The organism is Bradyrhizobium sp. MV1.5 (assembly GCF_055807615.1).
Genome location: NZ_JBVVPL010000032.1, coordinates 63295 through 74859, shown reverse-complemented (window position 1 = coordinate 74859; position 11565 = coordinate 63295). Strand labels below are relative to the sequence as shown.

9 protein-coding genes are annotated in these 11565 nt (G+C 63.7%); 5 read left to right on the top strand and 4 right to left on the bottom strand.

What is annotated here, in order from left to right; all coding sequences use genetic code 11:
- Positions 1-187: 187 nt before the first annotated feature.
- Entirely contained in the window at positions 188-1885 is a 1698-nt protein-coding gene (locus AC0L2J_RS25975) for an alpha-amylase family protein (protein ID WP_007616016.1), read from the bottom strand.
- A gap of 240 nt (positions 1886-2125) precedes the next feature.
- On the opposite strand from AC0L2J_RS25975, the gene AC0L2J_RS25970 reads away from it, so the two are divergent.
- Positions 2126-2614 (top strand): MmcB family DNA repair protein, encoded by a 489-nt coding sequence (locus AC0L2J_RS25970; RefSeq protein WP_035974532.1) that lies wholly within the window; start codon positions 2126-2128, stop codon positions 2612-2614.
- Positions 2615-2723: 109 nt separating this feature from the next.
- On the opposite strand, the gene AC0L2J_RS25965 is transcribed toward AC0L2J_RS25970, so the two are convergent.
- Together AC0L2J_RS25965 and AC0L2J_RS25960 are read right to left on the bottom strand one after the other, a co-directional pair.
- Positions 2724-3278 carry an ActR/PrrA/RegA family redox response regulator transcription factor gene (locus AC0L2J_RS25965; protein WP_007616013.1) on the bottom strand — a complete coding sequence of 185 codons (555 nt, stop codon included), beginning with the start codon at positions 3276-3278 and terminating at the stop codon, positions 2724-2726.
- Between the two features lie 102 nt (positions 3279-3380).
- Positions 3381-4691, bottom strand: coding sequence for an ActS/PrrB/RegB family redox-sensitive histidine kinase (locus AC0L2J_RS25960; protein ID WP_007616005.1), 1311 nt, complete (start codon positions 4689-4691; stop codon positions 3381-3383).
- 105 nt (positions 4692-4796) lie between these two features.
- Between AC0L2J_RS25960 and AC0L2J_RS25955 the strand changes: the two genes are divergently transcribed.
- From AC0L2J_RS25955 to AC0L2J_RS25940, 4 genes are all read left to right on the top strand, one after another.
- Positions 4797-5600: an ABC transporter ATP-binding protein gene (locus AC0L2J_RS25955; RefSeq protein WP_007616003.1), complete on the top strand. Its 804-nt coding sequence runs from the start codon at positions 4797-4799 to the stop codon at positions 5598-5600.
- Positions 5601-5706: 106 nt separating this feature from the next.
- Entirely contained in the window at positions 5707-6525 is an 819-nt protein-coding gene (locus AC0L2J_RS25950) for an ABC transporter permease (protein ID WP_007616001.1), read from the top strand.
- A gap of 121 nt (positions 6526-6646) precedes the next feature.
- Positions 6647-7975 (top strand): polyhydroxyalkanoate depolymerase, encoded by a 1329-nt coding sequence (locus AC0L2J_RS25945; protein WP_007615999.1) that lies wholly within the window; start codon positions 6647-6649, stop codon positions 7973-7975.
- Between the two features lie 217 nt (positions 7976-8192).
- On the top strand, positions 8193-9032 hold the full coding sequence (locus AC0L2J_RS25940; RefSeq protein ID WP_007615997.1) for a M48 family metallopeptidase: 840 nt from the start codon (positions 8193-8195) through the stop codon (positions 9030-9032).
- Positions 9033-9284: 252 nt separating this feature from the next.
- Here AC0L2J_RS25940 and AC0L2J_RS25935 read toward each other — a convergent pair whose 3' ends face one another.
- Positions 9285-11498: a transglycosylase domain-containing protein gene (locus AC0L2J_RS25935; protein ID WP_473394949.1), complete on the bottom strand. Its 2214-nt coding sequence runs from the start codon at positions 11496-11498 to the stop codon at positions 9285-9287.
- Between the last annotated feature and the right edge of the window lie 67 nt (positions 11499-11565).

The window sequence follows — 11565 nt, the reverse complement described above, 5'->3', positions numbered from 1 at the left end:
GACGGCTCCTGTGAATGAGTTTCTGACAACCTCATTCTGGCACACTGATGCCGTAAGGGGCCGTCCACACCATCACCCCAGGGAGTGGTTTCGCGAAAATTCGTAGTTTTCACTTCGAACGACAACGAGCGATTGGGGTAGTGGGTCCTGGCTTTCGCCAGGGCGACAACGGAGTGTGTAGTCGCACCTACCCCGGATGCTTGTTGCCCCGCACCGTCTTGTCGATATCGCTCCGCTTCAACAGATAATCCAATCCGCCGACACGGTACCAGCGATAGCCGTAGGGCTCCAGCACGACGCGGTGCTGGCCGCGCTTGTCGGCGTGGCTGTGGTCTTCCGCGAGCAGATTGATGAGGTGCTCGCCGGCCTCGCCCGGCAGCCCCGCCGAGAATGCGATCTCGCGCGGCTTCTCGTCGAGATTGTGCACGAACAGCACGGAATTGTTGCGCCAGTCGTAGCGCATGATGAACACGGCGGGATCGCGCGTCGCGATGATCGAAAAATCGCCCCAGCCGATCTCCGGCACCTCCTTGCGCATGCGGACGATGCGCTCGGTCCAGTTCAGCATCGAGTTGGGATCGCGTCGCTGCTTGGCGACGTTGACATGCGGATAGCCGTACGGTCCTTCGTCGATGACGGGCAGGGCTGGCTTGTCGCTGGTGGTGAAGCCGCCATGCGGCTCCGTCGACCATTGCATCGGCGTGCGCGCGCAATTGCGTTCCGGCAGCGAAAGGTCATCGCCCATCGCGATCTCGTCGCCATAGCGGATCACCGGCGTCCCCGGCAGCGTGCACATCAGGCTGTAGGCGAGCTCGAGCCGCCGGCGGTCGCCACCCAGCATCGGTGCCAGGCGGCGGCGAATGCCGCGGTCGTAAAGCTGCATGTCCTTGTCGGGACCGAACCTTTTGAACACGGTGTCGCGCTGCGCGGGGGTCAATCGCCCGAGATCGAGCTCGTCATGATTGCGCAGGAACAGGCCCCATTGCGCCGAGGCGGGCCGCGGCTTGGTCGCCTTCAGCGCTTTCGCCAGCGGGCGGGAATCGGATGAGGCCAGCGCATAGAACAGATGCTGGTTGACCTGGAAATTGAACATCATATGCATGCGGTCGGCATCGCGGCCGAAATATTCCATGTCGGTTTTCGGCAGCACATTGGCTTCGGCGAGGATGATGGCGTCGCCCTGCCGCCACTGCAGGAATTCGCGGAATGCGCGCAGCATGTCGTACTGCTCGGCCGGCTTTTTCACCTTGGCACCCTTGGTGGCGATCACGAAGGGCACCGCGTCCATGCGGAAGCCGGAGACGCCGAGCTGGATCCAGAAGCCCATGATCTTGAGGATCTCGGCTTGCACATGCGGGTTCGAGGTGTTGAGATCCGGCTGGAAATCGTAGAAGCGATGAAAGTAATACGCTCCCGCTTCCTTGTCGCGCGTCCAGGTCGATTTCTGAACGCCGGGAAACACCATGCCCTGATTAGCGTTGGCCGGCTTCTTGTCGGACCAGACATACCAGTCGCGGTAGGGCGAGTTCTTGTCGCTGCGCGCCGCCTTGAACCAGGGATGCTGGTCGGAGGTGTGGTTGACGACGAGATCGATGATGACGCGAATGCCGCGCTGCTTGCAGCCATGGGTGAACTCGACGAAATCGCCGAGCGTGCCGTAGCGGGCATCGACACTGTAATAATCCGCGACATCGTAGCCATCGTCGCGGCCGGGCGAGGTCTGGAACGGCATCAGCCAGATCGTGGTGATGCCGAGGCCGTGCAGATAATCGAGCCGGCGCAGCAGGCCCTTGAAATCGCCGATGCCATCGCCGTTGGCGTCCATATAGGTGCCGACGGAGAGGCAATAGACGATGGCGTTCTTGTACCAGAGATCATCGATCATGCGCGCGCAGCCTCGGTGGTTCCGCCGAGGTGCGGCGGCTGCGTGATAAGTGTTAAGAGCGAGAGCGGTTCCGTGCTCCGCCGTCGTCCTGGACAAGCGAAGCGCAGATCCAGGACCATTGCCACAGGGCAAAGTTTGACGAGGACTGGTGGCTATCAGCTCGTGCACCAACGATCCCTTGGGGTAATGGGTCCTGGCATTCGCCAGGACGACGACGGAGGAATCGGTTATCCTCGCCCCATGGACAACACCGCCCGCATTGCCCTCGTGCCGCCGACGGACCGCCGTCAATCCGAGACAGCGCTGGCCATCGCGCGCGGCACGGCGCGATTGTTGCGCTCACTCGGATTCACCTGCATCAGCGAATTGCCGCTGCCCTCCGGGCGGCGCGCCGATCTCGTCGCGCTGAACGAGCGTGGCGAGATCTGGATCGTCGAGATCAAATCGTCGGTGGACGATTTGCGGGCCGATCAGAAATGGCACGAATACCGGGCGCATTGCGACCGGCTGTTCTTCGCGTTCACCCAGGACCTGCCTTGCGAGATCTTTCCGCAAGACACGGGTCTGATCATCGCGGATGCCTATGGCGCGCACCTGCACTGCGAGGCGCCCGAGCACAAGCTCGCTGCGGCCACGCGCAAGCAGATGACGGTGCGGTTCGCCATGGCGGCGGCGTTGCGGATCAACCGGCTGGTCGATCCGCAGGGGCATGCGGAGTTTTGGGAGTGAGTCCGTAGCCCGGATGGAGCGCAAGCGTAATCCGGGATTCGCGCATACGGAACGGCTGTCCCGGATTACGCTTCGCTCCATCCGGGCTACGCAAAGATCCGCGACACCGCTATCGCGGCGCGCGCTTCGCCAGAATCCGCTGCAACGTGCGCCGGTGCATGTTGAGTCTGCGCGCGGTTTCCGAGACGTTGCGGTTGCACATCTCGTAGATGCGCTGGATATGTTCCCAGCGCACGCGGTCGGCCGACATCGGGTTCGCCGGCAACTCGGACTTGTCCGAGCTGGTCGACAGCAGCGCCGCGACGACGTCGTCCGCATCCGCGGGCTTTGAGAGATAATCGACCGCGCCCATCTTCACCGCGGTGACGGCGGTGGCGATGTTGCCATAGCCGGTCAGCACGATTGCGCGGGCGTCGGGGCGCTTCTTCTTCAGCGCCGAGACCACGTCGAGACCGTTGCCATCACCGAGCCGCAGATCGACCACGGCGAATGCCGGCGCCGCCTTGCCGATCTGCGCCAGACCGTCCGAGACGGTGTCGCATGACGTCACCGCAAAGCCGCGCGTTTCCATGGCACGCGACAGCCGCTCCAGGAACGGCTTGTCGTCCTCTACGATCAGAAGCGAGCGGTCGGTCTGTTCATTCAGTTCGGCGATGGCGTTCAAGGTTTGTCCTCTCTCCAACGCATCTACATATGGCCTCGCAATCGGGCGGTGCCAAGGCCGCCAATGGTCGATCGGCCCCGTTGTGCGACGCAAGGTCGCGGCCTATCCTATTGTTTCTTCAAAGGTCTCGATAGCCTCAAAACGCTCCCTCGGCCATGTGATCTGGACCACGGCGCCATGGTCCGGAAAAGTCCGGTTGGTAAACGAGACCTTGGCGCCGGTGCGCTCCAGCAAAGTGCGCGCGATGAACACGCCGAGCCCGAGGCCGCCGCCTTCGTCCTTGCTGCGCCGCCGCGACAAATAGGGCTCGCCGATCCGGTTCAGGATGTCAGGCGGAATGCCGGGACCATCGTCGGAGATCACGAGCTCGATCGTGTCCTTGTTCCACCACGCATTCACCTCGACGGTGGTGCGGGCGAAATCGACCGCGTTCTCGACGATGTTGCCGACGCCGTAGAGGATCGCCGGATTGCGCGAGCCCACCGGCTCGGCCACGATGACAACGGCGATGCGCACCTTGATATCGACGCCGAAATCGCGGTGGGGCGCCACCACCTCCTCGATCAGCTCCGACAGCTTCATGCGGTCGAACGGTGCGCCGGTGGAGGAGAGCTGGGTGATCTTGCTCAATATGTCGCGGCAACGCTGCGTCTGCTCGCGCAGGGTCTTCAGGTCGGCGGCAAAGTTCGGCTCCTTCACCGTCTTCTCCAGCTCGCGCGAGATCAGGAAGATCGTCGCGAGCGGCGTGCCGAGCTCGTGCGCCGCGGCCGCCGCGAGGCCGTCGAGCTGGGTCAGATGCTGCTCGCGCGTCAGCACCAGCTCGGTCGCGGCCAGCGCGTCGGCGAGCTTGCGCGCCTCCTCGGTGACCTGGAACGAGTAGAGGCTGGTGACGCCGATCGCGAGCGCGATCGAGAGCCAGACGCCGACGAGATAGATTGGCGGCAGCACCAGCGGATCGTCGGAATCCCACGGCAGCGGCAGATGGAAGAAGAACAGGATCGAGGCGCAGGCGACAGCCAGCACGCCGAGGCCGAAGGTGAAGCGGGCCGGCAGCGCGGTCGCCGAGATCAGCACGGGCGCGAGGAACAGGAACGAGAACGGGTTCTGGAGTCCACCGGTGAGGAACAGGAGACCCGCCAGCTCCACGATATTGAGCGCGAGCAGTCCGGCCGCCTGCATCGGCTCCAGCCGCTGCAGCGGATTGGATACGGTCTGGAGCGCCAGATTGAGCGCCGCCGACAGAGCGATGATGCTGACGCAGGGGACGATCTCGACATTGAATTCCAGCCCCTGCGCCACGATGAAGATCGCGGCGAGCTGGCCCAGCACCGCGAGCCAGCGCAGCCGCAGGATCGTATCCAGGCGGATATGCCGCTGCGCGGGGCGAAAGTCGGAAGCGGCAAGTTCGGTCATTTCGGCCAAGGGGGCGGTGCCTTCTCGATCACAAGCGCGCGGCTCACGGAACCACCGGATTACAAGCCTTGCGCTCTCCGCTGCAATAGCAGAAGAACGCCCAGCATGACCGAGAATGACAAGGCTTCAAGCTGGCCGACTGTCGCGGATCGCAGCCTCTCCGCGGCCATCGCGGTCGATCACCTCGTCAAGGTGTACAAGCAGACCCGCGCCGTCGACGACATCTCCTTTTCGCTTCCGCGCGGCAGCATCACCGGGCTGCTGGGCGGCAACGGCGCCGGCAAGACCACGACCATCGCAACGATCATGGGCCTGGTGCTGCCAACCTCCGGCCGCGTCCAGGTGCTCGGGCATCGGATGCCGGAGGACAGTGCTTCCGTGCTGGGCCGGATGAACTTCGAGAGCCCCTATGTTGACATGCCGATGCGGCTCACAGTGCGTCAGAACCTCACCGTGTTCGGCAAGCTCTATGCGGTGAAGAACCTCTCCGACCGCATCGCTGAGCTCGCCTGCGATCTCGATCTCACCGAGTTCATCGACCGCGCCAACGGCAAGCTCTCCGCAGGACAAAAAACGCGCGTTGCGCTTGCCAAGGCGCTTATCAACCAGCCCGAACTGCTGTTGCTGGACGAGCCGACCGCCTCGCTCGATCCCGACACCGCCGACTGGGTCCGAGGCCATCTGGAGCGTTATCGCAAGGCGAACAACGCCACCATCCTCCTGGCCTCGCACAACATGCTCGAGGTCGAGCGGCTCTGCGACCGCGTCATCATCATGAAGCGCGGCCGCATCGAGGACGACGATACGCCCGAGGCCATCATGGCGCGCTACAACCGCACCACGCTGGAAGAGGTGTTTCTGGACGTCGCGCGCGGCCGGGTGAACGGCGCGCAGGAGGCGGTGCGATGAGAAACTGTATTCGTAGCCCGGATGGAGCGCAGCGCAATCCGGGGCCTTCGCTTGTGGCACGATTCCCGGATTACGCTTCGCTCCATCCGGGCTACGGGAGAGCGGAATGAGTGAGGCCTCCCTCCACCGCGGCATCTCCCTCCATCGCATCGGCGCGATGATCCTGCGCTATTGGTACCTCTTGCTTTCGTCCTGGCCGCGGCTGCTCGAGCTGCTGTATTGGCCGGCGCTGCAGGTCATCACCTGGGGCTTTCTTCAGCTTTATATCGCGCAGAATGCGAACTTCTTCGCGCGTGCCGGCGGCACGCTGATCGGCGCCGTCATCCTCTGGGACATCCTGTTTCGCGGGCAGCTCGGCTTTTCGATCTCGTTCCTGGAAGAGATGTGGGCGCGCAACCTCGGCAATCTCATGATGAGCCCGTTGAAGCCGATCGAATTCCTGCTGTCGCTGATGATCATGAGCCTGATCAGGCTCGCGATCGGCGTCATCCCGATGACGCTGCTCGCGCTGTTCCTGTTTCACTTCAACGTTTATGCGCTCGGCGTGCCGCTGATCGCGTTCTTCTGCAATCTGATCTTCACGAGCTGGTCGGTCGGCATCTTCGTCTCCGGCCTGGTGCTGCGAAACGGCCTCGGTGCCGAGAGCATCGTCTGGACCCTGATGTTCGGAATCATGCCGCTCGCCTGCGTCTACTATCCCGTCAGCGTGCTGCCGGTCTGGTTGCAATATATCGCCTGGACGCTGCCGCCGACCTATGTGTTCGAAGGGATGCGCGCGCTGCTGATCGAAAACACCTTCAGGACCGATCTGATGCTGAGCGCGTTGGCCATCAACGCGGTGCTGTTGGTTGCATCTTTTGGGGCATTCCTTGCCCTTTTGCGCAGCGCCCGGATGCAGGGCTCGCTGCTGTCAGGCGGCGAATAACGTCACTTTCTCGTGGATTCAGCCCGGTTTTGGCACCTGGGCCACGTAGATGTACGGAACCATGCATTGACGCAATATTACGCATTCGGCAGTATGCTGCGATGCGAAGAGGAATATAGCGATGCCGATTGGTGAGTTTGGCGGCGCGCCGCCCCTGGTGGCCGAAGGCAGTCCGGTCCTGACGACGCCGATGTACTGGATGTACGAGATGGGGCAAGCCTCTCTCAATCCGGCGCGTGCGATCACGGACGCGACCAAGCTGCTGTTTCAAAATCCCCTCAATCCATGGGCACGCACCGAGGTCGGCAAGTCGGTTGCCGCGGCCTGCGAATTGTTCGAACGCACCACGCGCCGTTACGGCAAGCCGGAATGGGGCCTCAACGACACCGAGGTCAACGGCATCCGTGTCCCCGTCGAGGTCCGCTCGGTCTGGGAAAAGCCGTTCTGCCGCCTGCTCTACTTCGATCGCAAGTTCACCCGTCCGCTACGCAGCCCGCAACCGCGCGTGCTGATCGTAGCGCCGATGTCCGGCCATTACGCGACGCTGCTCCGCGGCACGGTCGAGGCTTTCCTGCCGGCGCATGAGGTCTACATCACCGATTGGGCCGATGCCCGCATGGTGCCGCTTAGCGACGGCCGTTTCGATCTCGACGACTACATCGACTACGTCATCGAGATGCTGCACGTCCTCGGCGGCAACACGCATGTGCTGGCGGTGTGCCAGCCCTCGGTTCCCGTCGTCGCCGCCGTTTCGATCATGGAAGCGCGCCGTGATCCCTTCGTGCCGACCTCAATGACGCTGATGGGTGGCCCGATCGACACCCGCCGCAATCCGACTGCGGTGAACAACCTTGCCCAGGAGCGCGGCATCGACTGGTTCCGCAACCACGTCATCACCAAGGTGCCGTTCCCGCATCCGGGCATGATGCGCGACGTCTATCCGGGCTTCCTGCAACTCAACGGCTTCATCAGCATGAATCTCGACCGGCATATGGATGCCCACAAGCAGCTGTTCGCCAATCTGGTGAAGGGCGACGGCGATCTCGTCGACAAGCATCGTGACTTCTACGACGAATATCTCGCGGTGATGGATCTCTCCGCCGAGTATTACCTGCAGACCGTCGACACCGTGTTCGTGAAGCATTCGCTGCCAAAGGGCGAGATGACCCATCGTGGAACACGCGTCGATCCCTCCAAGGTCACGCGCGTCGCGTTGATGACGGTCGAAGGCGAGAACGACGACATCTCCGGTATCGGTCAGACCGAAGCAACGCACACATTGTGCAGCTCGATTCCCGATCATCGCCGCGTTCATTACGTCCAGAAGGGCGTCGGACATTACGGCGTGTTCAATGGCTCGCGCTTCAAATCGGAAATCGTGCCGCGCATCCACGACTTCATGGTCTCGGCGGCGAATCCGAGCTCATTGCAGGCGCTCGCGGCCGAATAATCGCGTTTTTCGGCTTTCCCGCTGAAAATCGACGCCCTGTCGGAGGCTCCGACGGGGGTGAGTTCCCGCCAGATTCGCGGTATTTAGGTAGCTTTGTAGGAGTGAGTCCAACCTCACCCCTTGGGGGTGCCGCATGCGCCGGATGGGGGCGAAAAAAGCCGGTTCCGACCCCAGTCTGTAGGGTCTCCCGGACGCCAGACCCCTGTATATTGGGCAAATGATTTGTTTTTGCGCCGAGCGCTTTCCCTGGCGGCGGTTATGGCAGAATCCGGGCGCTCTCCTGCCCCCCGGACTGACAGACATGGCCACTCGCGCACTCCTCTATCGGCGGCCCCACGAGCCGAAGACCCTCCTGATCACCCATGGATCGCAATATTTTGCGATTCGGCTGCGCCGGCATCGCCGCGCGCGTCGTTACACGCTCAGAATTCATCCGAGCGATCGCGAAGCCATCCTCACCATGCCGCCGCGCGGCACGCTCGCCGAAGCAAAAGACTTCGCGCAGCGCCACGGCGCATGGATCGCGGCACGTCTCGGCCGTTTGCCGAAGGCCGCGCCGTTCCAGCCTGGCACAGTGATACCGCTTCGCGGCGTTTCTCATCGCATCGTTCATCGCGCCGGCACGCGCGGTACGGTGTGGACGGAAGTGCGCGATAGCGGTGAACGCATTCTCTGCGTCGCCGGCGGCGTCGAGCATGCCGACCGTCGCGTCAGCGACTTCCTCAAGCGCGAGGCGCGTCGCGATCTTCAGCGTGCGGCGGAATCCTACGCCGTCGAGCTCGGCGTCAAGGTCAAGCGGCTCTCGATCCGCGATCAATCCAGCCGCTGGGGCTCCTGCACCTCGGCCGGCTCGCTGTCGTTCTCCTGGCGCCTGATCCTCGCGCCGCCCTACGTGCTCGACTATCTCGCCGCGCACGAGGTCGCCCATCTCGTCGAGATGAACCACTCGGCGCGATTCTGGCGCGTCTGCGGCAAGGTCTGCCCGTCGATGGAGCGCGCCAAGAAGTGGCTCGATACGTACGGCAACGATTTGCACCGCTACGGGGTCGAGGATTAGGCCTCGTTGATGCCTCACGTGACGCTGTCATCGCCCGCGAAAGCGGGCGATCCAGTATTCCAGAGGCCTTAGTGATTAATCGAGAAGCCGCGGCGTACTGGATTTCCCGCTTTCGCGAGGAATGACAGCCCAGCGCGCGCTTCAAGCGTCTTTGCTGCCCGCGCAAGCCGTTGATTTCGCTATCCTCGGCTACTGTGCATGGGGTTGTTTTCGCAGTTTTTGTTTTGAGGTCATCGCGACCTCAAGCAGAACCTAGCGATTTCCGCCGAACAGCCGGTCCATCAGCCAGCCATCGAGTCCTGCCGCTGCTTCCGGTCGCGCATTGGCGCGCGTGGGGGGCGGGCGATAGCCGCCGTTGTTGACAGGTGCCGGTGCGGGCGCTGCCGCTGTCGGCGGCGACACCTGCGATGCCGCCTGCGCGAGATTCGACAGGCCCCAGCTGCCTTGCGAGCTCGGCAAGGCTGCCACCGGCACGCCCTCGTGCGCCGTCTTCATGAAGCGCGACCAGACTTCGACCGGCAAGCCGCCGCCGGTCGCCTTCTTGGTCGGCGAGTTGTCGTCATTGCCGAGCCACACGCCGGTGACGAGGTTGGCGGTGTAGCCGATGAACCAGGCGTCGCGGTAGTCCTGGCTGGTGCCGGTCTTGCCGGCCGCCGGCCAGCCCGGGATCTCCGCCTTCTTGGCGGTGCCGCTGATCAGCGTTTCCCGCATCATCGCGTTCATCATGCCGACATAGCGCGGGTCGACCACCTGGTTGTGCTCGTCCGCCTGGCGCATGTAGAGCAGCTTGCCACTGAGCGTCCTGATCCGGGTGACGACATGCGGCGTCGCCGCGAAGCCGCCATTGGCGAAAGGTGCATAGGCGCCGACCAGCTCGACCATCGAGACTTCGGAGGTGCCGAGCGCGATCGAGGCGTTGGGCTCGAGCTTCGAGGTGATGCCGAGCCGGTGCGCGGTGCGCACCACATTCTTCGGCCCGACCTCGAGGCCGAGGCGGATGGCGACCGTGTTGAGCGACATCGCGAGCGCCTGGGTCAGCGTCACCGCGCCGAAATATTCGTGCGTGTAGTTCTCAGGCTTCCAGCCCTTGACCTCGATCGGCGCGTCCTGGCGGAGCGTGTCGGGCGTCAGCCCCTGCTCGAGCGCGGTCAGGTACACGAACGGCTTGAACGAGGAGCCCGGCTGGCGCCTGGCGGTGACCGCGCGGTTGTACTGGCTCTCGGAATAGTTCCGGCCGCCGACCATGGCGCGAACCGCGCCGTCCGGCGTCATCGCCACCAGCGCGCCCTGGCTGACATTGAACTTCACGCTCTTGGCCGCGAGCTCGTCGATGATGGCGGCTTCCGCCACGCTCTGGAGCTTCGGATCGATCGTGGTCTCGACTTTGATGCTCTCGTCGATCTGGCCGACCAGATCGTCCAGCACCTCGCCGATCCAGTCGGCGACGTAATTGATCGTGCCGGCGCCGACCGGCTTCACATTGTAGGAGGGTTGGCCGATCGAGGCCTGCGCCTGCGCCTCGGTGATGAATTTGGCATCCGCCATCGCCGTGAGCACGATTTTCGCGCGCGCTTCGGCGCCCTCGGGGTTGCGGTTCGGCGCGAGCCGCGAGGGCGATTTGACGAGGCCGGCCAGCATCGCGGCCTCCGCGACGGTGACGTTCTTGGCCGACTTGCCGAAATAGCGCTGCGCAGCTGCCTCGACGCCATAGGCGCCGGAGCCGAAATAGACGCGGTTGAGATAGAGCTCCAGGATCTCGTTCTTGGAATGCTTGCGCTCCAGCCAGATCGCGAGCTCCGCTTCCTGCAGCTTGCGCGCCATGGTGCGCTCCTGGGTCAGGAACAGGTTTTTCGCCAATTGCTGCGTCAGCGTCGAGCCGCCCTGCGACACGCCGCGATGGAGCACGTTGGTGACGAGCGCGCGCAGGATGCCGACGGGATCGATGCCGAAATGCGAATAGAAGCGGCGATCCTCGATGGCGATGAACGCCTTGGGCAGATATTGCGGCAAATCTTTCAGCGAGACGTTGGCGCCGGCCATCTCGCCGCGCTGCGCCAGCATGCTGCCGTCGATGCCGACGATCTGGATCGTCGGTGGCCGCTTGGGGATTTCCAGCGACTGGATCGGCGGCAGATGAGCGCCGACCCAGATCACGACGCCGATCACCGCGATCGCCCCCCACAGGCCCAGCACCGCGCCCCAATAGACCAGGCGACCAAGACCAGCGCCGATGCGCGACTTCGATCGCCGCTTGGCACTGCCGCGCCCGCCCGGCGCCTTCCGCTCGCGCGGCGGCTCGTCGCCGGCATCCTCGCTCTTGCGCCTGGCAGATGATTTCGTTGATTTCTTCGGCTTGTCATCGCCGCCGGGAATGCGGTCGGCCGGGGTCAGGCGCAGATCGGCGAGTGCTGCAGGCAAGCCGAACAGCGGCTCCTTGCGCCCACTCTTTTTCTTTCCCAACCCCATACGCAACGCCCGGTCAGCCCGCCCCGCCGCACGCTAGCGGTCGCTGTTTAAGGCCCGGTTACCCAGA

Bases quoted from the DNA above. Each gene is read 5' to 3' on its own strand.
- AC0L2J_RS25935 (WP_473394949.1), bottom strand. From the start codon at position 11,498: ATGGGGTTGGGAAAGAAAAAGAGTGGGCGCAAGGAGCCGCTGTTCGGC.
- AC0L2J_RS25950 (WP_007616001.1), top strand. From the start codon at position 5,707: ATGAGTGAGGCCTCCCTCCACCGCGGCATCTCCCTCCATCGCATCGGC.
- AC0L2J_RS25960 (WP_007616005.1), bottom strand. From the start codon at position 4,691: ATGACCGAACTTGCCGCTTCCGACTTTCGCCCCGCGCAGCGGCATATC.
- AC0L2J_RS25970 (WP_035974532.1), top strand. From the start codon at position 2,126: ATGGACAACACCGCCCGCATTGCCCTCGTGCCGCCGACGGACCGCCGT.
- AC0L2J_RS25955 (WP_007616003.1), top strand. From the start codon at position 4,797: ATGACCGAGAATGACAAGGCTTCAAGCTGGCCGACTGTCGCGGATCGC.
- AC0L2J_RS25940 (WP_007615997.1), top strand. From the start codon at position 8,193: ATGATTTGTTTTTGCGCCGAGCGCTTTCCCTGGCGGCGGTTATGGCAG.
- AC0L2J_RS25945 (WP_007615999.1), top strand. From the start codon at position 6,647: ATGCCGATTGGTGAGTTTGGCGGCGCGCCGCCCCTGGTGGCCGAAGGC.
- AC0L2J_RS25975 (WP_007616016.1), bottom strand. From the start codon at position 1,885: ATGATCGATGATCTCTGGTACAAGAACGCCATCGTCTATTGCCTCTCC.